The sequence below is a fragment of the Crossiella sp. CA198 genome (assembly GCF_052078295.1).
Classification (GTDB): Bacteria; Actinomycetota; Actinomycetes; order Mycobacteriales; family Pseudonocardiaceae; genus Crossiella.
Genome location: NZ_JBQJIM010000034.1, coordinates 1 through 19,626 on the forward strand (window position 1 = coordinate 1; position 19,626 = coordinate 19,626).

Here is a 19,626-nt window from a genome sequence, read left to right on the forward strand (position 1 = left end):
CCTCCGCCAGACCCACGCCTACTTCCGCAGCCGAACCACCGAGCAGCACCTCACCACTGCCGCCCCTTGGACCAGCCCCTGGCTACCCGAAGGTTTCGGACAAGACTTCTGGCCAGGTGCTTAGCCCGCTACCCCGCCGCCGGGGATCCGCTGGGCGAGGGCAAGCTGTTCGGCCTGCCGCAGGGCGGTGAGCTGGTCGGCATCTTCTTCAACAAGCAGAAGCTGGCCCGGCTCGGCATCGCGCCGCCGCGCACCTGGGCGGAGTTCGACGCCGCGCTGCGCAAGGCCAAGGAGTCCCGCGAGGTGCCGATCCAGTTCGGCAACCTGGAGAAGAGCGCGGGCATCCACCTGTTCGGCTTCGCGCTCAACCGGTTCGCGCCCACCGAGGACGTCTACAAGCTGGCCACCGGCAGGCAGGGCGTGTTCTGGGCCGACGAGAATCCCAAGGCGGCGGCCGAACTCCTGGTGCGGTGGGCTGATCAGGGCATGCTGACCAACGGGTTCTCCGGGCTCGGCTCGGATGCGGCCTGGCGGGAGTTCGCCCAGGACAAAGGGGTTTTCCTGGTCAGCGGCACCTGGTTGATGGCCGATCTGGAGGCGGCGATGGGGGACAAGGTGGGCTTCGTGCTACCACCGACCGATGACGGCAAGGTCGCGGTGACCGCGGGCACCAGCGTGCCGTTCGCGATCAGCGCACGCAGCAGGAACCCGGACGCGGCCGCGGCCTACATCGAGTTCGTGACCTCCTCGCGGGGCATGGCGCTGATGGCCGAACACGCGAACCTGCCGGTGGTGGAGGCCACCAGCCAGCGCCCGCCGACGGTGTTCCGGGCCGAGGTGTTCAACTCCTGGGCGCACGCCTCGGAGACCGGCGGGCTGGTGCCCTACCTGGACTACGCCACCCCCACCGCCTACGACACCGTGACCAGCGTGATCGAGCAGTTGCTGGCCAAGCGGTTGAGCCCGCAGCAGGCCCTGGACAAGCTCCAGGCCGACGTGGACGCCGCCCGTGGCGGCCGGTGAACCGCGGCGGGTCGGCTACCTCTATGTGTTGCCGGCCCTGGCCGTGTACGTGGCGTTCCTGCTGTTCCCGTTGCTGCACAGCGCGTGGATCTCGCTGTTCGACTGGGACGGTCTGACACTCGGCACCTGGGCTGGGCTGGACAACTACCTGACCCTGTTCGCCGAGGCCGGATTGCGCGCGGCGTTCGGGCACGCGCTGGTGCTGATCGTGTTCTTCTCCATCCTGCCGGTGTGCCTCGGTCTGGTGCTGGCCTCGGCGCTGCATCGCGGCCGGGTGCGCGGACTCGCCTTCTTCCGCACCGTGGTGTTCCTGCCACAGGTGGTGGCGATGGTGGTGGTCGCCGTTGCCTGGCAACAGATCCTGGCCCCGGACGGCCCGCTCAACTCGGCGCTGCGCGCGCTGGGCCTCGACGCGTTCGCGTTCAACTGGCTGGGCGAGGAGAGCACCGCGCTGATCGCGGTCGGGCTGGTCGGCACCTGGGTGCAGACCGGGCTGACCGTGGTGTTGTTCCTGGCCGGGATCGGCCGGATCTCCGGTGACCTGTACGAGGCGGCGCGGCTGGACGGGGCCGGGGCGCTGCGCGAGTTCCGCTCGGTGACGCTGCCCGCGCTGCGCCCGGACATCGCGGTCGCGCTGACACTGACCGTGATCTCCTCGCTGCGCACCTTCGACCTGGTGTACGTGATGACCCCACTGGGTGGGCCGGGCGAGTCGACCACGGTGCCCGCCTACGAGATCTACCACCGCGCTTTCCAATCCGGGCAGGTGGGTTCGGCGGCGGCGATCGGGATCACCCTGACCGTGCTGGTGTTCGCGCTCAGCGCGGTGGTGCTGCGACTGGCTGGGGGTCGGCGATGACAGTGTCCCGCTGGGAACGTGCTGGCACGTATGTGGTGTTGCTGCTCTTCGCCGGGTACGCGCTCTACCCGGTGCTGTGGATCCTGTTGACCGCGGTGCGTTCCGACGTGCCGGGGCAGGGCGGCTGGCACCCGGAGAACTTCCTCACCGCCTGGACCCAGGGCAAGTTCGGCAGTTACCTCGGCACCAGCGCGATCGTCGCGGTGGCCGTGGTGGCGTTGTCCGTGCTGCTGTCGGTGCTGGCCGGCTATGCCTTTGGCACCATGCGTTTCCGGGGTTCGGGGCTGCTGTTCTACCTGCTGCTGCTCGGGGTCACCATCCCCAGTCAGGCCGTGGTGGTGCCGCTGTACTTCGACCTGCGCGATGTCGGCCTGCTCGACACCTACGCGGCGCTGGTGCTGCCGCAGGTCGCGCAGTCGGTGGCCTTCGGCGTGTTCTGGATGCGCGCCTACTTCCGGTCCAGCTCCACCAGTGTGGTGGAGGCGGCGCGACTGGACGGGGCCGGGCACTGGCAGATCCTGTGGCGGGTGCTGCTGCCGATGGGCAGGCCGGCGGTGCTGACCCTGGTGGTGCTGGTGTTCATGTGGACCTGGAACGAGTTCCTGCTCGCCCTGGTCATGGTCACCGACGAGGGTCTGCGCACCGCCCCGCTGGGGCTGCGGTTCTTCCAGGGCCGGGCGACCACGAGCGTGCCGCTGCTGGCGGCCGGTTCGGTGCTGGTCGCGCTGCCCGTGGTGGTGCTTTACCTGTTCCTGCAACGACATTTCATCCGCGGCATGCTGGACGGCGCGGTCAAGGGTTGACACGTAAGGAGAACCGGGTGGATCGACGTTGGCTGACCGGGCTGCTGCCGGTGGCCGCCGCCCTGATCACGTTGGTGGCGCTGGAGAGTCCGGCCACCGCGGTGGACGAGCAGGCGGAGGCCGCGCGACGCGCGGTCGACCTGGACGCGCTGTTCGTGGGTGCGCACCCCGATGACGAGGCGTTCAGCCTGTCCACCTTCGGGCAGTGGCACGCCGAGCACAAGGTGCGGGCCGGGGTGGTCACCATCACCCGCGGCGAGGGCGGCGGCAACGCGGCCGGACCCGAGGAAGGCCCGGCACTGGGCCAGCTGCGGGAGGCCGAGGAGCGGCGGGCGGTGCGCCGGGCCGGGATCACCGAGGTGCTCAACCTGGACGAGGCCGACTTCTACTACACGGTCAGCTCGCCACTGACCGAACAGCGCTGGCAACACCAGGACGTGCTCGGCAAGCTGGTCCGGGCGATCCGGCAGACCCGCCCCGAACTCGTGGTCACCATGGATCCCGCGCCCACACCGGGCAACCACGGCAACCACCAGTACGCGGCCCGGCTGGCCATCGAGGCCTACCGGGTGGCCGCCGACCCCGGCGCCTACCCGGAGCAGCTGCGCGAAGAGGGGTTGCGGCCGTGGGCGGTCAAGCGGTTGCTGACCGGCGGGGCACGCGGTGAAACGCCCAGTGGACCGGACTGCGCGGCCAAGTTCGTGCCGACTGAGGCCAGTGACCGGGTGTACGGGGTGTGGGACGGGCGACCGTCCACTGTGCCCGGTCGCAGCTGGGCGCAGGAGGAGCGGTCCGCGCAGCGGGAGTACGTGACCCAGGGCTGGGCCGGATTCCCCGACGTGCCAACGGATCCGAAGCTCATCGAATGCGATTGGTTCACCCAGGTTGCCAGCCGGGTGCCATTCTCGCCGACCGCCAATGGCCCGGACGCGGCACTGCGTGGTGCGCTGATCCCGATCCCCGGCGGCCTGCCCCTCGGTGCCGGCGCGGTGGCCGAGGCCGGGCGGTTCGGTCTGGTCGCCGGATCCTCGGTGCCGGTCAAGGTGACGGTGACCGCCCCGGAAGACCGGCCGCTGACCCGGGTCGAGGCCAAGCTTTCGCTGCCCGCCGGGTGGCAGTCGACCGGGTACGGGCGGCTCGGGACTGTCCACTCTGGACGGTCGGCGAGTGCCGAGTTCACTGTGACCGTGCCCGCGGGCACCAAGCCGGGCCGGGTGCGTATTCCGGTGGAACTGAGCAGTGGCAACGGATCCGGGTACACCGAGACCGTGGTGGCCGTGGTGCCGGAGCTGACCGCGGAGCAGCAGCCGCTGCCGCAGGTCGCCCAGTTCCGGGACTGGGCGCGGCGCAGTGGGGTGCCCGCGCTGGCCGACCTGGTGCCACCGGTGCTGACCCTGCCCTCCGGTGGGGACCGTGAGCTGCCGATCCTGGTGCGCAACAACGGGTCCGTGACCAGGTCGGGCACGGTGACCATCGCGCCACCGGCCGGATTCAGTGCCACGGCGAGCCTGCCGTTCACCGGACTCGCCGCCGGTGCGACGACCACGCTCACCGGCAAGGTGACCAACACCGATACCGCGCTGCGCACCGGAATGCAGGGCGGTGACTACCGGTACACGCTGTCGGTGACCGGGGTCGGCAGCAGCACCCCGGCCCTGGAACTGGTGCCGCGCACCACGATCCCGCGGGCGCCCACCGCACCCACCGTGGACGGGGTGGCCACGCCCGGCGAGTACCCGGGTCCGGAACTGGACCTGTCCACCCGCTGGGAAGGCGATGACTGCGTCTCCGCCGCGGACTGCTCGGCCAAGGCGAAACTGAGCTGGCACAACGACACCCTGTACGCGCTGGTCACCGTGGCCGATGACAAACAGGGCAGTGTGCTGGACGCCGCCGACTGCAAACGGCACTGGCGCACCGACTCCCTGGAACTGGCCATCGACCCGCGCGGCAAGTCCGAGAACACCTCCACCACGCTGAAGCTGGCCGTGTTCCCGGCCACCACCGCGGGCAAACCCTGCGCGGCCAGGGACGCCGACAACTTCCAGGGCCCGGCCGCCGAGACGGTGCCCGGACTTCAGGTGGCGAGCAAGGTGAGCAGCCCGTACACCGGGTACACCATCGAACTCGCGCTGCCCCTGGCCGCGGTGCCGGGTGCGCTGGACCCGGCCAAGGTCGGGCTGAACCTGTTCGTTTACGACTCCGACACCCAGGACAAGATCGGCCAGACCCGGCTCGGCTGGTCCACCTGGGGCGGCGTGCAGGGCGACCCGTACCGTTGGGGCCACGCGGTTTTCGACGGCTACACCCCGCCGGCCGGCCGACCGGTGGACCCGCCCGCGGCGAAACTCCCGCTGATCGCACTGTCCTCTGTGGACTCCGCGCAGTCGGTGGAGCAGTCCGTGCGCACCGGGATCTCGCTGGGCGGCAAGCCGATCGCGCCGGTGTGGGAATCGGCGCGGCTGCTCACCGCCCGAGCACAGGGGGACACGGTGACCGCGCGGGTGCTCGGCGCGCCTGGCAAGGCGTACCTGTTCGTGGTCAACCAGGACGGGAAACTGTTGGGCCGCAAGACCGTTGACCTGTCGCACGGGTTCAGCGAGATCACCGTGCCGGTCACCGGCGGGCGAGCGGCCCAGGTGCTGCTCGGCTTCGAGACCCCGGACGGGAAGGTGTCCGCCTCGCGGGTCAGGGCAGGTTCGGGCTGAGTGTGCTGGGCAACTGGCTGAGGCTGTGCAGGCAGTGCGCGGTCACCCCGTGATCGCCGATCCGGCGGCTCAGCTCCAAGGCGCGGGCCAGGTGTTCCCTGGCCTGCGCCAACCGGCCCAGTCGGCGTAGCGCCTCACCCAGGCTGGACAGCAGTCGCGCCTCGGCGGCGGGTTCGTTGACCAGGCGGAGACCGCGCTGGAAGTGCTGGATCGCCGCGTCCGGGCGGCCCAGCCGCTGGTAGCAGCCACCCAGCAGGTCCAGGGTGAGCGCGTCCGGGGTGGCCCGGCCGAGGACCTCGACCGCGGCGCACAACCGGCCTGCCGCCAGGTAGGTCTCGCCGAGGCGGTGCGCGATGTCGGTGTCGCCGTGCCGGTCCCCGCTCACCCAGGCCAGGTGATAGCGGGCGATGGCCCGGTCCAGCTGGCCGCGGGAGCGGTGCACGGCGCCCGCGGTGGTCAGCAGATCCACCGCCACCGCGTGGTTTCCGGTGCTGGTCGCACTGCGCGCGGCGGCGCACAGGTTGATCAGTTCGGTGTCGCTCCAAGCGTGCCCGGGATCGGCGCCTGCCGCCCGGTAGTGGTCGAGCAGCCTGCGGATGGCGGCCTGCCGGTTGTTCGCGCCCTCCTCGCGCAGGGCGCGTTCGGCCGCGTAGCCGCGCAACAGGTCGTGCAGCTGGTACGCGCCACGCGGACTCGGCTGCAGCAGCTGCGCCTTGCTGAGGTCCCGCAACAGTTTCGTGGCCTGCTCAAGGTCCATTCCGGACAGTGCGGCCGCGGCGGGCGCGTCGACGTCCACGCCCTGGTAGAGCCCGAGCAGCCGGAACATGCGTTGCGCCGGAAGAGGAAGCGCGCGGTAGGACCAGCGGAAGGTGCCGCGGATCGCGCCGGAGCCGTCGGCGTCGGGGGAGAGCCGGTCCAGCCGGTGCCGCTCCTCGCGCAGTTCGCCGACCAGATCGGCCAGGTAGGTGTGCGGCCGGCCGGCGACCCGGCGGCCGGCGATGCGCAGTGCCAGGGGCAGGTAGGCGCAGTAGCGGGCCAGATCGGCCAGCGCCCCGGCCTGGTTGGCCACCCGGGCCGGGCCGATCAGCTCCTTGAGCAGCCCGGTCGCGTCGGCGGGGGAGAGCGGGCCGACGGTGATGTGCCGCCCTGGCAGGTCAAGGGGTTCGTGGCTGGTGATCACCACGGTGACCCCGGGCAGACCGGGCAGCAGCGGCTGCACCTGGGCCAGGTCGCGGGCGCCGTCGAGCAGGATCAGCAGGCGGCGGCGGATCAGCAGGGTGCGGAACAGTTCCGCGCGGGCGCTCTCGGTGGCCGGGATCTTGGCCGGGGCCACGCCGAGCCCGGTGAGGAAATCCGCCAGGAGTTCGGCCGGCGGCACCGGCTCACCGGGGCCGTGCCCGCGTAGTTCGGCGAACAGCGCGCCGTCGGGGTGCCGGTCGCTGACCCGGTGCGCCCAGGCCAGCGCCAGGGAGGTCTTGCCGCTGCCAGGGGCGCCGTTGATCACCGTGACGGTGCCGGGGATCGCGGTGCCCAGGGTGGCCAGTTCCTGTTCCCGGCCAACAAAATCCGCCACGCCGAGCGGGAGTTGCATGGGGGCTGGGCCGCGTTCGATCTCGCCGCGGCGCGGCACCGGCACGAAGATCTGCCTGCCGGTGCAGGCCCGGCGCGCGGCGACCAGGCACTGCCGGGCACTGCGCCGCTGCCGTTCCAGGTGCGCGCGGCAGCGGCGGGCCCAGTCGCCGTCCACGTCGGCCAGGGCGTCCCCGCGCCATTCGTCCAGGGCCTGGGTCAGGATCTCCACCGCGGCCTGGTAGCGGCCACCACGGGCGGCCGAGCGGCCCCTGCCCACCAGTTGGCGGAACCGGTGCCAGTCCAGCTTCTCCAGATCGACCTGCAACTGGTGCTTGCCGTGCGCGCTGTGCAACTGGACCTCGGGCAGTGGCAGCGTCTCACTGAGCTGAATGAACTGGGTGCGCAGCGCACGACCGGGCCGCAGCGGTGGCGCGCCGTCCCACAGGTCGGCGATGACCTGCTCCTTCGGCACTGGGCGACCGTCGGCCAGCAGCAGGATCGCGAGCAGGCGCCGCAGGTCGGGTTCGGTGATCCCGACCTGTTGTCCGTCGACCCAGACCGAAACGGGACCCAGGATCCGGAAGTCCACCAGCGTTCCCCCTTCGCCGGTCGAAGGACAGCAGCGGAGCGTCTTCACCGAGTGTGACACAGGTTTCACATGCCGTGGTCGTGAGGCGTGTCGCCCGATCTTGTGAGACCGGCGGTCACACTGGGTGGCGATGAGAGGGGGGAAGTGATGGTCCTGGACGCGTGGGTGACGGCGGTGGTGGCCCTTGGCGGGCAGCCAGAGGTTGCCCGGCGGGCGGGCCAGGAGTTGATCGACCGGTACCGGGAGGCGCACCGGCGGTACCACGATCTGACCCACGTCGAGGCGGTGCTGCGGGATTCGGCCTGGCTGGGCGCGGAACTTGGACTGTCCGAAGTGGACAGATCGGTCCTGGTGGTGGCCGCGGCCGCGCACGACGTGGTCTACGACGGCGTGCCGGGCGAGGACGAACGGCGCAGCGCGGAGTGGGTGCGACGGTGGCTGAGCGAGGCCGGAGTGGCCGAACACCACCGCGCGCCGACCGAACGGTTGGTGCTGGCGACCATCGACCATCTGGGCGAGGACCCGCTCACCCTGGCCCTGCTGGACGCCGACCTCGCGGTGCTGGGCGGGATGGCGGCCGACTACGACCGGTACGCGCGGGCGGTGCGCGCGGAATACGCGCACGTGAGTGACGCCGACTGGCTGGTCGGGCGCGGGGCTGTGCTGGACCGGCTGATCGCGCGCGACCCGCTGTACTGGACCGCGCCCGCCCAGGACCGGTGGGAGGCGGCGGCCAAGACCAACCTTAAACGTGAAAAACATTCATTCGGCGGGTGACGCTGTGCGACCGCGATCCCTACCGTTGCGGACATGGGATGGCGGAGCGTGGTCACCGGGGTCCTCGCGGTCGTGCTGGGTCTGACGGCGGTGCCGGGGGCGCCCGCCGCGGCGCGATGGTGGTTCGACGACGCGCGGGCCGACGTCGTCACCGTGTCACCGGAGGGCACCTTCCGGGACGGGCACGGGCGCGAGGTGTTGCTGCGCGGCTACAACGTCTCCGGCACCGCCAAACTCGCCGAACACGGCGGCCTGCCCTTCCCCAGTACCGCCGAGGCCGGGGTGTCGGCCACCGCCATGCGCAGGCTGACCGGGGCGAACGCGGTGCGGTTCCTGATCACCTGGGAGCGGGTCGAACCGCGGGCCGGGCAGATCGACCGGACCTACCTGGACCGGGTGACCGCGCAGATCCGGGAGTTCCTGGCCGCCGGGCTGTTCGTGTTCGTGGACTACCACCAGGACCTGTACTCCCGCTATCTGTTCAATGTGGACAGTTGGTACACCGGGGACGGCGCGCCGGAGTGGGTGGTGCGGGCGGGCGGCTATCCCAAGGAATACTGCGAGGCCTGCGTCAACTGGGGCCAGAACATGAAGAACAACAAGGCGGTCACCATGGCCACCTACGACTTCTGGCACAACCGCCGCATCGACACCGAGGCCGGACCGCGCAACATCCTGGACGCCTTCCTGGTACAGAGCGAGATCGCGCTCGGACATCTGCGCACCGCGTTGAGCGGCAACGAGTTCCGCCGGGTGGTGGGGTTCAACCCGTTGAACGAGCCCTATGCCGGGCGCTACGACGAAGGTCAGCAGGGACCGGCCTGGGAACGGGATTTCCTGGCGCCGTTCTACCAGCGGACGCGCGCGGCCATGGACCGGGCCGGGTGGACCGACAAACCGCTGTTCGCCGAACCCCTGGTGTACTGGAACATCAACACCTCCATCTTCCGCGAACCCGGTGGCCTCACCGAGATCCCGCCGCTGGGTCAGCGGTTCGTGTTCAACGCGCACTTCTACGACGCCAAGGCCCGCTCCGGGATCCTCAAGCCGGGCAAGGCGGGCGACGGCGAGTACACCGCGGACATCCAGGCGGTGCGCGAACGCGCCCAGTACCACCGGACCGCGCCGATCCTCAGCGAGTTCGGGCACCCGATCACCGGGTTCACCTCGGACAAGACCCCCAGCATCCTCAAGGCCGCCTACCAGTCCCTGGACTCCGGGGTGGCCGGGAAGAACTGGTGGCGGGAAGCGCGCAACGCCGCGCCGCCGATGTCGGCCACCCAATGGCAGTGGGACACCAACAGCGGGCGGCACCGGGAACTGATGAACGGCAACCCGAACAAGGTGCTCACCGAGACCGACGCGTGGATGGACGAGGACTTCTCCCCGGTGCACAAGGACAACACCGGCGCGGTGACCCCCAGGGTGGACCGCCGGGTGATCGACCGGGCGTATCCGCGCGCGGTGGCCGGACGGACCCTGGCGTTCAGCTTCGAGGACCTCAGCCGGGACGGGAACACCGTGCAGCAGTGGCAACGGGTGCCCGCCGAGTACCCCGGACTGGTCAAGCTGACCGCGGACCGGCGGCACGCGGTGCTGGTGTGGCGCTCCTCGGGCGCTGCCGCGCCGACCGAGGTGCAGGTGCCGGAGGATCTGGCGACCGGCGCGGTGGTCTCGGACCTGGGTGTGTTCGGCAGCGCGCCGGTGTACGGCGGGACCGGACTCGGCGTGGACCGGCACCACGGGGCGGCCCGGCTGGTGCTGCCCGGCGGTCCGGCGGGCACGCTGCACGTGGCGCTGATCGCCCCGGCCAGTACGGATCAGGCGGTGCTGGCGCAGGCGAGAACCGAGCTGACCGGGTGGGCGGCGGCCACTTTCGGCACCCGGTGACGCCCCGGCGTGCAGCCGAACGGAGCAACCGCCAGACTCTTGACGTGTCCCCGCTGACCACCACCGAGCTGGACGCCGCAGGCGTGCTCGAACCGTCGCTGCGTACCGCCTACCGCCGCTGCCGGGAAATCAACGCCCGCTACGGCCGCACCTACTTCCTGGCCACCCGGATGCTCACCCCCGCCCAGCGACCGGCCGTGCACGCGCTGTACGGCTTCGCCCGCTGGGCCGATGAGATCGTGGACGACCAGGGCGACGGCCGCACCCTGGACCAGCGCAGGGCCGCCCTGGACGAACTGGGCGCGGACCTGGCCCGGGGCTTCGAGCTGGGGCACAGCACGCACCCGGTGCTGGCCGCGGTGGTGGACACGGTGGCCCGCTACGACATCGACCGCGACTACTTCGCCGACTTCCTGGCCTCGATGCGGATGGACACCCAGATCCGCGAGTACGCCAGCTTCGCCGAACTCTCCCGCTACGTGCGCGGCTCCGCCGAGGTGATCGGACTCCAGGTGCTGCCGGTGCTGGGCACCGTGACCAGCCGGGCCGAGGCCGAACCGCACGCCGCCGCGCTCGGCGAGGCCTTCCAGCTCACCAACTTCCTGCGCGACGTCGGCGAGGACCTCGACCGCGACCGGATCTACCTGCCCCTGGACGAACTCGCCGCCTTCGGCGTGGACCGCGCGCACCTCAAGCACTGCCGGGACCGCGGCCACACCGACCGGCCACTGCGCGCCGCCCTGGCCCACCTGGTCTCCCGCACCAGGGCCACCTACCGCCGCGCCCGCCCCGGCATCGCCATGCTCGCGCCGGTGTCCCGGCCCTGCGTGGCGACCGCTTTCGAGCTGTACCAAGGCATCCTGGACGAGATCGAGGCCGCAGGCTACCGCGTCCTTGACCACCGCGTGGCGGTGCCCAAGACCCGCCGCCTCGCCGTCGCCCTGCCCGGATTCGGCCGGGCGGTGCTCGCCAGATGGGCCTAGGCCGCCCCGAACGCCGAGTTGGCCCAACCGGTACGCCGAGTTGGCCAAACTGGGCGTACCAGTTGGGCCAACTCGTTCGCGGGGTTGGCTGTTGTGCGGGGCTAAGCCGACTCCCGGCGGATCAACTCGACTGGGAGCATGCGGTTGCGGGGGCGGACTTCGTTGCCGCGCAGGCGTTCGCGCAGGATGGCGACCATCTCGCGGACCTGCGCGCCCGGGTCCTGGCGGATCGTGGTCAGGCTGGGCTGGGACTGCTGGGCCACCGAGGGCAGATCGTCGAACCCCACCACCGCGACGTCTTCCGGCACCCGGCGACCGGCCGCGTGCAAGGCGCGCAAGGCGCCCACCGCCATCAGGTCGCTGGCCGCGAACACCCCGTCCAGGTCCGGCACCCGGCGCAGCAACTCGGTCATCGCGCGTTCGCCGCCCTCCAGGTTGAACTCGGCCGGTTCGGACCACTGCGCCGCCTGGTCCGGACCCAGTTCCATGGCTACCCGCCAGCCGGTCAGCCGGTCCACCGCGGCGGCCTGGTCCGACGGCCCGCACACGGTGACGATTCGCTTGCGCCCCAGGGACAACAGCAACCGGGTGGCCTGCGTCGCGCCCGCCTCGTTGGCCACCGACACCACGTCCAGGCCACGCCCGCCCCGCCACGGCCTGCCGCCGAAGACCACCGGGATGCCCAGCGAACGCACCGCCCCCGGCAGTGGATCACCGCGGCGCGGGGTGAACACCAGCGCGCCGTCGGTGTGCCCGGAACCCAGGAACCGCACCGCCCGCTCGACCTCCGCCGGGGAGCGGGCGATCAGCAACGCCATCTGGGCGTCCACAGTGGACAGTTCGTGGTGCGCGGCGCGGATCACCGCGGCGAAGAACGGGTCCTCGAACAACTTCTCGCCCGGCTCGGACAGCACCACTGCCAGGGTGCCGGTGCGCCGGGTGACCAGCGAACGCGCGGCCTGGTTGGGCCGGTACCCCAGCTCCTCCACCGCCCGCTGCACGGTCAGCCTGGTCTGCTCGCTCACCCGGCTCGCGCCGTTGACCACGCGGGAGACCGTCGCCCGGGAGATGCCCGCGTGCGCGGCGACATCCTCCAGGGTCGGCCGGCCTGCCGATCGTTCCGCCACCTGCGCACCACCCCTGTTGCCATTGACCTCGATCGGCCAAGCGTAGCCGGTCGATTTCCCCGCCCACCTGCACGGAAGCGCTCTCACAAGGAGCCCGTGAGCTGGGCGGGGCCGGTTACGGAAAGATGTCGGATCGTTGATCGCGGCTTGACATGTGACCCTGACCACTCAAAAGTGAGAGCGCTCTCATCCATCGGTGCCGACAATCAGCCCGGCACTGCGGTCGAGGAGGACCAATGAACAACAACGCGACGCGCCGGGCGGTGGCGCTCGCGGCTGCCGCTGTCCTGGCCACCGGAGTCGCCGCCTGTGGTGGATCCGCGGACGATGGCAAGATCAAGATCACGGTCGGCACGTTCAGCGACTTCGGCTACGAGGACCTGTTCGCCGAGTACGAGAAGACGCACCCCAACATCAAGCTGGAGGCGCGCAAACTCGAGTTCGACGCGCACCACTCGCAGTTGGCCACCCAGCTCGCCGGCGGTCGGGGCGCGGCCGATGTGGTCGCCATCGAGGAGGGCTGGCTGGCCCAGTTCCGCACCTCCAAGGACAAGTTCGTCAACCTCGCCGACCTGGGCGCCAAGGACCTCAAGGACCAGTGGGTCTCCTGGAAGTGGAGCCAGGGCATCCTGGAGGACGGCAACTTCGTGCTGGGCCTGGGCACCGACATGGGCAGCCTGGCGCTGTGTTACCGCAAGGACCTCTTCGCCGCCGCCGGCCTGCCCACCGAACGCGGTGAGGTGGCCAAGCTGTGGCCGACCTGGGAGGAGTACGCCAAGGTCGCCGACCGGTTCAAGGAGAAGACGCCGAACGTCAAGTTCGCCGGGTCCGCGGAGAACATCTTCACCGCGAAGCTCTACCAGAGCGAAGAGGGCTACTTCGCCAAGGCCGACGACAGCTTCATCGCCGACACCAACCCCAAGGTGAAGGAAGCCTTCCTGCTGGCCGGTGGGATGGGCGCCAAGGGCCAGACCGCGGGGATCAAGCCGTTCACCCCGGAGTGGACCATCGCGCTCAAGCAGGGCAGCTTCGCCACCGAGACCTGCGCGGCCTGGGCCCTGGCCCAGATCAAGGCAGGCGCCGGGGAGGGCGCGGCGGACAAGTGGGACGTCACCTCGGTCCCCGGCGGCAGCGGCAACTGGGGCGGCTCGTTCCTGACCGTGCCCAAGCAGGGCAAGAACACCAAGGACGCCTACGAGGTCGCCAAGTACCTCACCGCGCCCGCGCAGCAGAAGAAGATCTTCGCCAAGACCGGCAACCTGCCCAGCGAGCCCGCGGTCTACAAGGACCCCGAGGTGCTCAACAAGGTCGACGCGTTCTACAACGACGCGCCGGTCGGCCAGATCTTCGCCGCCGCCGCGGACAGCCTCAAGCCCAACTACCGCGGCACCCGCGACTCCAAGGTCCGCCCGCGCTTCAACGAGGCCCTGGCCCGGATCGAACAGGGCAAGTCCACCCCGGACACGGCCTTCGGCGAGGCGGTCACCCAGTCCCGCAACGAGGTGAAGTAGCTCGATGGCGGCTCCCGTCACCGACCGTCCACTTCGGACACCCCAGCAGCCACCGTCGCGCAAGCGGCGGTGGCCGCTGGCCCGTCTGGACACCAAGGTCACCCCGTACCTGTTCGTCGCCCCGTTCTTCCTGATCTTCGGGGCGTTCGGGCTGTTCCCGTTGCTCTACACCGCCTGGGTGTCGCTGCACGACTGGCAGCTGGTGGACGGGCAGCAGGGCTTCGTGGGCCTGGACAACTACTTCGCGCTCTTCGGCGACCCGAACTTCTACAACGCGCTGGGCAACACGGTGAGTATGTTCCTGCTCTCCACCGTGCCCCAGCTGCTGGCCGCGCTCGGCCTGGCCGCGTTGCTGGACCGCGGGTTGCGCGGCCGCACGTTCTGGCGGGCCGGACTGCTGCTGCCCAACGTGGTCTCGGTGGTCGCGGTCGCGCTGGTGTTCACCCAGATCTTCGGCCGCGACTTCGGCGTCGTGAACTACCTCCTCGAACTCATCGGCCTGGACCGGGTCAACTGGCAGGCCGACACCTGGTCCTCGCACCTGGCGGTCAGCGCGATGGTGATGTGGCGCTGGACCGGGTACAACGCGTTGCTGTACCTGGCCGCGATGCAGTCGGTGCCCAGGGACCTCTACGAGGCGGCCACCGTGGACGGCGCGTCCCGGTGGCGGATGTTCTTCTCCATCACGGTGCCCAGCATCCGGCCGACGATCCTGTTCACCATCGTGGTCTCCACCATCGGCGGCATGCAGCTCTTCGTCGAGCCGACCCTGTTCGACCCCAAGGGCGCCTCCGGGGTCGGCGGCAGCGACCGGCAGTTCCAGACCCTGACGATGTATCTGTACGAGAAGGGGTTCCGGTTGTTCGACGCCGGCTACGCATCCGCCATCGCCTGGGTGCTGTTCCTGGTGGTGCTGATCTTCGCTCTGATCAACTTCACGCTGGCGCGGCGTATCGCGTCCAAGGGGTGAGGCGGGTGCGGACCACCACCCGGCCGGGATTCCTGGTCTACGGACTGCTCTCGGCGTTCCTGCTCGCCTCGGTGTTCCCGCTGTACTTCTCCTTCGTGGTGGCCTCCAAGGACAACTCGGCGATCGGCGACAAGGTGCCGCCGCTGATCCCCGGCGGGAACCTGTTCGCCAACATCGCCAGGGTCTTCGACACCGTGGACTTCTGGCTGGCGATCCAGAACTCGCTGATCATCGCCTCCACGGTCGCGGTGGCCAACGTGCTGCTGTCCTCACTGGCCGGTTTCGCCTTCGCCCGGTTGCGTTTCCGCGGCCGGGACTCGCTGTTCCTGGTCGTGGTCGGCACCGCCATGGTGCCCACCCAGCTCGGCGTCATCCCGCTGTACATGCTGATGTCCAAACTGGACTGGTACGGCCAGCTGCAGGCGGTCATCCTGCCCGCGCTGGTGGGCGCGCTCGGGGTGTTCATGATGCGCCAGGCCTGTGAGGAGACCGTGCCGCACGAGCTGATCGAGGCGGCCCGAGTGGACGGCTGCTCGGTGCTGCGCACCTTCTTCACCGTGGCCCTGCCCGCCATCCGCCCGCAGGCCGCGGTGCTGGGCATGCTCACCTTCATGACCGCCTGGAACGACTACTTCTGGCCGCTGATCGTGCTGGACCCCAACGACAGCCCGACCGTGCAGGTCGCGGTGTCCACATTGGCCAGTGGCTACTACACCGACTACTCGCTGATGCTGACCGGAGCCACACTGGGTGTGCTGCCGGTGATCGCGCTGTTCCTGCTGCTCGCCCGGCACATCGTGGGCGGGATCATGCAGGGCGCCGTCAAGGGATGAGGGGAACTTGACCACAACCGACTCTGGTGACCTGACCGTCGCGGACCCGGCGGGCGCCCAGAAGCCATTGGCCTTCCCGCCCGGGTTCGTCTGGGGGACCGCCACCTCGGCCTTCCAGATCGAGGGTGCGACCACAGTGGACGGACGCGGACCGTCCATCTGGGACACCTTCTCCGCCACCCCTGGCAAGGTGGACGGCGGCGACACCGGCGATCCCGCCTGCGAGCACTACACCCGGTACCCGGAGGACATCGCGGTGATGCGGCGGCTGGGGGTGGCCGCGTACCGATTTTCTCTTTCCTGGCCGCGGATCCAGCCCGCGGGCGCGGGTGCGGTCGAACCACGCGGACTGGCCTTCTACGACCGCCTGGTGGACGCCTTACTCGAAGCCGGTATCGAGCCGATGGTGACGCTCTACCACTGGGACCTGCCGCAGGCGTCGCAGGACAAGGGCGGCTGGGTCAACCGGGACCTCGTGGACGACTTCGTGGACTACGCCCGGATCGCGCACGCCCACCTCGGCGACCGGGTCAAGCAGTGGACCACGTTCAACGAGCCGTTCTGCGCGGCCTACCTGGGCTACGGCAACGGGATCCACGCGCCCGGCATCGTGGACCCGGCCGCCGCGCTCAAGGCAGCGCACCACCTGCTGCTCGCGCACGGCCGCGCGGTGCGCGCGATGCGCGCGCAGGCCCGGCCGGAGCAGGAGTTCTCCCTGGTGCTCAACTTCAGCACGCCGCGGATCGCGGTCGACGACGAGCCGCACCGGGAGGCCGCGCGCAAGGTGGAGGGCATCGGTCACCGGTTGTTCCTGGAACCGGTGCTGCGCGGGAACTACCCGGCCGACGTGCTCGCCGACGTCGCGCACCTGGACGCCCTGGAACCGGTGATCCAGGACGGTGACCTGGCCGAGATCGCCGCGCCCATCGACTGGCTCGGCGTCAACTACTACAACCCCACCAGGGTCGCCCCCGCCGCCGATCCGCTCCTGGACACCCCGGGCGCTCTGCCGGGCCTGCGCGGGGTGGAGATCCTGCCAGCGGAAGGCCCGCTGACCCACACCGGCTGGGAACAGGAGGCCGACGGGCTGGCGGATCTGTTGCGCTGGCTGGCCGCCCAGGCGCCCGGACTGCCGATGCTGGTGACCGAGAACGGCTCCGCCTTCCCCGGCGACGAGGTCACCCCGGAAGGCCGGGTGCACGACCCGGAGCGGACCGCCTACCTGCTGGCGCACCTGCGGGCGGTGCACGCAGCCATCCAGGACGGGGCCGACGTGCGCGGGTACCTGGCCTGGTCGCTGCTGGACAACTTCGAGTGGGCCTTCGGCTACGACAAGCGGTTCGGCCTGGTGCACGTGGACTTCGCCACCCAGAAGCGCACGCTCAAGGACTCCGCGTTCGCCTACGCCCAGGTGGTCGCCGACAACGCGGTGCCGACCGAGTAGTCGGGAACCGATCGACCCGTCCACGGCGTGCGAGAAGGCGTGGCGCGCCAGCGACACGGCGGGCGGTTCGCCTTCAGGGCGGTTGATTTTTCGCGTTGCCTTGCCGTGTGCTCGACGCATCCGAAGCTTGCTTCGCGTGCGGCGAGTGCACGGCGAGGCGACTTCGGGAGCGAAAAATCCCGCGCGCGGAGCGCGCCAATGTCACCGTCCTCACCGGGTGACCCCTCGCTCCTGCAACAGCTGGTTGAGCATGCGCAGGCCGTAGTACACCCGCGATTTCACCGTGCCCGGCGGCACGCCCAGGATGCGGGCCGCCTCGTTGACCGTGCGGTCGCGCAGGTAGGTCTCCCGGATGGCGTCCCGGTGCTCCTTGCTGAGCTGGTTGAGCGCGTCGGCCACGGTGATGCTGATGACCACGTGGTCGGCCTCGTCCCGCACGGTGGCCTCACCGAGCTGGGTCAGGTCCACCTCGGTCGGCCGGGCCCGGCGCTGGCGGACCCCGTCCACCACGATCCGCCGGGCCACGGTGAACAGCCACGGCAGCACCTGATCGGTCTCGGGACGCAGCTTCCCGGCGTTGCGCCAGGCGCGCAGCCAGGTCTCCTGAACCACGTCCTCGGCCCACTGGCGATCGCCTCCGGTGAGCGCGGTGGTGAAGCGCAGCAGCCGTCTGCCGAAGTTCAGGTTGAGCCACTCGACGAGTTCTTCACCCGGGTGCGCGGGGCCCTGGGCTCTGCGGTGGTGGGCGAGAAGTTGCTGTGACATGGCGTCATCGTGCTGTGCCCGGGGTATGACCCAGCGTAGTTTCATACCTCGTATGTGACCCAGATCACCTTTTTTCGGTAATCGCGGATTTGGTCCTGAACCACCCTTCCGGGAGATCCGTAGTCCTGGGCGTTGGCGTGATGTGCAGCAGGAAAGGTGACCGAGATGAAAATCAGCGGCAGTAGGGGCCCCGCGTTGGCGGCTATAGCCTGCGCCGCCGCATTGTCCGCCACCGCCTGTGGCGGGGACGCCTACTCCCCGGGCGGCGGCAGCGGCGATAACGGCGCCCCACCGAGTTTCCAGCCCGGCCACGAAAGCTCGTTAATGCACGCCCGGCAGGTCGGCGCGCTTGGTCAGGTAATCACCGACCACGAGGGCTATACCCTGTACCGATTCGACAAGGACACCGCCAAACCGGCTAAATCCAACTGCGCCGACACCTGTGCCGTGCAGTGGCCGCCCGTGCTCGCCGACGGCAACTTCCAGGTCGAGGGGATCGACCCGGCACTGGTCAGCACCGTCGAGCGGGCCGACGGCGCGCAGCAGGTGACCGTGGGTGGCTGGCCGCTGTACCGCTTCTTCCAGGACGCCAAGCCCGGCGAGTCCAGAGGACACGGCAAGGGCGGCACCTGGCACGCGGCCACCCCTGACGGCAAGAAGGCGGCGGCGCCGGCGAATGGAGGCACCGCAAGTGGCTACTGAGACATCCGTCCGGACCAGGCTCCTGCGAGGGAGCGCGCTCGCCGTCGCCGCCACGGCCGTCGCGTTCGCCGCAGCCGGGGCCGCGCTGGCCGACGAACCGACCGGGGCGCCGCCACCCCCCGTCAGCTCCAAACCGGCCGCGCCACCGCCGCAGGCCAAGGCCCCGGCGCCCACCTCGCCGGTGACCCAGCTCGACGAGGAGACCGCCGGCTCCGGCTGGACCCAGACCGAGTGCGGCCCACTCGGCCCAGCCGACCGCGACCTGCTGGTCAAGGTCCGTCAAGCCGGCCTGTGGGAGATGCCCATGGGCGATGAAGCCCAGGTCAGGGCGGCCGCACCACGGGTCAAGGAGGTCGGCAGGCTGATCATGAAGGACCACGAGGTCCTGGACACCAGGGTGAAGAAGGTGGCAGGCCAGCTCGCGGTCGAACTGCCCGCCGAGCCCAACGCCGATCAGCAGGGCTGGATGGCCGAACTGCGCGGGGCCACCGGCCCGGCCTTCGACCAGCTCTTCGCCGACCGGCTGCGCGCCGCGCACGGCAAGGTCTTCACCGTGGTCGCCGCGGTCCGCTCCGGCACCCGCAACACCCTGGTCCGCGAGTTCGCCCAGGAGGCGATCAACGCGGTCATGCGGCACATGACGTTGCTGGAGAGCACCAAGCTGGTCAACTTCGAGGAGCTGCCGCTGGCGCCCAACCCGGACGCGGCCAAACCCCCCGCCGCCGCGCCCAGCACCGGTGGCGCGGCCGCCCCTGGCAGCACCAAGGCGCCCGCCGCGCCCAAGCCCTCGGTCAAGGCCAAGCCGACCCCGGCCGCGCCCGCCCAGCAGCCCGTGGACGAACCGCAGTCCAGGGACGTGGCCAATGCCAGCTCGTCCTCCTGGACCGAGGACGCCGGTGGCGGCGGGATGATCCTGCTGGTGCTGCTGCTGTGCACCGGACTGGCCGCGGCCACCATCGGAGTGGTCCGGTTCGTGCAGTCCCGATAGCCGGCCTGGCGCATTCTGGAGCGAGTCCAACAATGGAATTGTTCCAGTAGAGCCCGCCTCCGCAATTCGTTCAGCGTGCCAA

16 protein-coding genes and 1 pseudogene are annotated in these 19,626 nt (G+C 70.4%); 14 read left to right on the forward strand and 3 right to left on the reverse strand.

Annotated elements, in window-relative coordinates; genetic code table 11:
- The 5 genes and pseudogenes from ACTOWY_RS38940 to ACTOWY_RS38960 all read left to right on the forward strand — a co-directional run.
- Nucleotides 1-124: pseudogene (locus tag ACTOWY_RS38940) on the forward strand (IS630 family transposase); the annotation flags it as partial.
- The gene (locus ACTOWY_RS38945; protein WP_441314610.1) at nt 67-1,023 is read left to right on the forward strand and encodes an extracellular solute-binding protein; all 957 of its coding nucleotides are present in this window, start codon (nt 67-69) and stop codon (nt 1,021-1,023) included. The pseudogene ACTOWY_RS38940 and the gene ACTOWY_RS38945, both read left to right, overlap by 58 nt.
- The gene (locus ACTOWY_RS38950) at nt 1,010-1,882 is read left to right on the forward strand and encodes a carbohydrate ABC transporter permease (RefSeq protein WP_441314611.1); all 873 of its coding nucleotides are present in this window, start codon (nt 1,010-1,012) and stop codon (nt 1,880-1,882) included. The genes ACTOWY_RS38945 and ACTOWY_RS38950 overlap by 14 nt, the downstream gene beginning before the upstream one ends.
- Complete coding sequence (locus tag ACTOWY_RS38955) at nt 1,879-2,685, forward strand: carbohydrate ABC transporter permease (protein ID WP_441314612.1); 807 nt, start codon at nt 1,879-1,881, stop codon at nt 2,683-2,685. The genes ACTOWY_RS38950 and ACTOWY_RS38955 overlap by 4 nt, the downstream gene beginning before the upstream one ends.
- 17 nt (nt 2,686-2,702) lie before the next feature.
- The gene (locus ACTOWY_RS38960) at nt 2,703-5,393 is read left to right on the forward strand and encodes a sugar-binding protein (protein ID WP_441314613.1); all 2,691 of its coding nucleotides are present in this window, start codon (nt 2,703-2,705) and stop codon (nt 5,391-5,393) included.
- Here ACTOWY_RS38960 and ACTOWY_RS38965 read toward each other — a convergent pair.
- Nucleotides 5,374-7,554 (reverse strand): tetratricopeptide repeat protein, encoded by a 2,181-nt coding sequence (locus ACTOWY_RS38965; RefSeq protein ID WP_441314614.1) that lies wholly within the window; start codon nt 7,552-7,554, stop codon nt 5,374-5,376. The two genes, ACTOWY_RS38960 and ACTOWY_RS38965, sit on opposite strands and share 20 nt — an antisense overlap.
- A gap of 147 nt (nt 7,555-7,701) precedes the next feature.
- On the opposite strand from ACTOWY_RS38965, the gene ACTOWY_RS38970 reads away from it, so the two are divergent.
- The 3 genes from ACTOWY_RS38970 to ACTOWY_RS38980 are packed head-to-tail and all read left to right on the forward strand — an operon-like array spanning nt 7,702 to nt 11,204.
- A complete protein-coding gene (locus ACTOWY_RS38970) occupies nt 7,702-8,331 on the forward strand; it encodes an HD domain-containing protein (RefSeq protein ID WP_441314615.1) in 630 nt (209 codons plus the stop codon).
- A gap of 33 nt (nt 8,332-8,364) precedes the next feature.
- Nucleotides 8,365-10,221, forward strand: a complete 1,857-nt coding sequence (locus tag ACTOWY_RS38975) for a cellulase family glycosylhydrolase (protein WP_441314616.1) — start codon at nt 8,365-8,367, stop codon at nt 10,219-10,221.
- A 53-nt stretch (nt 10,222-10,274) separates the two neighbouring features.
- Complete coding sequence (locus ACTOWY_RS38980; RefSeq protein WP_441314677.1) at nt 10,275-11,204, forward strand: phytoene/squalene synthase family protein; 930 nt, start codon at nt 10,275-10,277, stop codon at nt 11,202-11,204.
- Nucleotides 11,205-11,305: 101 nt separating this feature from the next.
- Here the strand turns inward: ACTOWY_RS38980 and ACTOWY_RS38985 are convergent, their stop codons facing one another.
- Nucleotides 11,306-12,331, reverse strand: a complete 1,026-nt coding sequence (locus ACTOWY_RS38985; RefSeq protein WP_441314617.1) for a LacI family DNA-binding transcriptional regulator — start codon at nt 12,329-12,331, stop codon at nt 11,306-11,308.
- A gap of 236 nt (nt 12,332-12,567) precedes the next feature.
- On the opposite strand from ACTOWY_RS38985, the gene ACTOWY_RS38990 reads away from it, so the two are divergent.
- The 4 genes from ACTOWY_RS38990 to ACTOWY_RS39005 all read left to right on the forward strand — a co-directional run bounded on the left by ACTOWY_RS38990 (nt 12,568) and on the right by ACTOWY_RS39005 (nt 17,089).
- Complete coding sequence (locus ACTOWY_RS38990) at nt 12,568-13,842, forward strand: extracellular solute-binding protein (protein WP_441314618.1); 1,275 nt, start codon at nt 12,568-12,570, stop codon at nt 13,840-13,842.
- 4 nt (nt 13,843-13,846) lie between these two features.
- Nucleotides 13,847-14,812, forward strand: a complete 966-nt coding sequence (locus ACTOWY_RS38995; protein WP_441314619.1) for a carbohydrate ABC transporter permease — start codon at nt 13,847-13,849, stop codon at nt 14,810-14,812.
- 5 nt (nt 14,813-14,817) lie between these two features.
- Entirely contained in the window at nt 14,818-15,645 is an 828-nt protein-coding gene (locus tag ACTOWY_RS39000; protein ID WP_441314620.1) for a carbohydrate ABC transporter permease, read from the forward strand.
- A 67-nt stretch (nt 15,646-15,712) separates the two neighbouring features.
- Complete coding sequence (locus tag ACTOWY_RS39005) at nt 15,713-17,089, forward strand: GH1 family beta-glucosidase (RefSeq protein ID WP_441314678.1); 1,377 nt, start codon at nt 15,713-15,715, stop codon at nt 17,087-17,089.
- 210 nt (nt 17,090-17,299) lie between these two features.
- Here ACTOWY_RS39005 and ACTOWY_RS39010 read toward each other — a convergent pair whose 3' ends face one another.
- Nucleotides 17,300-17,854 (reverse strand): sigma-70 family RNA polymerase sigma factor, encoded by a 555-nt coding sequence (locus ACTOWY_RS39010; protein ID WP_185006828.1) that lies wholly within the window; start codon nt 17,852-17,854, stop codon nt 17,300-17,302.
- A gap of 165 nt (nt 17,855-18,019) precedes the next feature.
- On the opposite strand from ACTOWY_RS39010, the gene ACTOWY_RS39015 reads away from it, so the two are divergent.
- Complete coding sequence (locus ACTOWY_RS39015; RefSeq protein ID WP_247764039.1) at nt 18,020-18,556, forward strand: hypothetical protein; 537 nt, start codon at nt 18,020-18,022, stop codon at nt 18,554-18,556.
- Nucleotides 18,546-19,544 (forward strand): DUF4142 domain-containing protein, encoded by a 999-nt coding sequence (locus ACTOWY_RS39020; RefSeq protein WP_441314621.1) that lies wholly within the window; start codon nt 18,546-18,548, stop codon nt 19,542-19,544. The genes ACTOWY_RS39015 and ACTOWY_RS39020 overlap by 11 nt, the downstream gene beginning before the upstream one ends.
- Nucleotides 19,545-19,626: the final 82 nt, after the last annotated feature.

Excerpts from the sequence above, each read along its gene's own strand:
- ACTOWY_RS39010 (WP_185006828.1), bottom strand. The coding sequence starts at position 17,854 with ATGTCACAGCAACTTCTCGCCCACCACCGCAGAGCCCAGGGCCCCGCG.
- ACTOWY_RS38970 (WP_441314615.1), top strand. The coding sequence starts at position 7,702 with ATGGTCCTGGACGCGTGGGTGACGGCGGTGGTGGCCCTTGGCGGGCAG.
- ACTOWY_RS38995 (WP_441314619.1), top strand. The coding sequence starts at position 13,847 with ATGGCGGCTCCCGTCACCGACCGTCCACTTCGGACACCCCAGCAGCCA.
- ACTOWY_RS38990 (WP_441314618.1), top strand. The coding sequence starts at position 12,568 with ATGAACAACAACGCGACGCGCCGGGCGGTGGCGCTCGCGGCTGCCGCT.
- ACTOWY_RS39015 (WP_247764039.1), top strand. The coding sequence starts at position 18,020 with ATGAAAATCAGCGGCAGTAGGGGCCCCGCGTTGGCGGCTATAGCCTGC.
- ACTOWY_RS38955 (WP_441314612.1), top strand. The coding sequence starts at position 1,879 with ATGACAGTGTCCCGCTGGGAACGTGCTGGCACGTATGTGGTGTTGCTG.
- ACTOWY_RS38975 (WP_441314616.1), top strand. The coding sequence starts at position 8,365 with ATGGGATGGCGGAGCGTGGTCACCGGGGTCCTCGCGGTCGTGCTGGGT.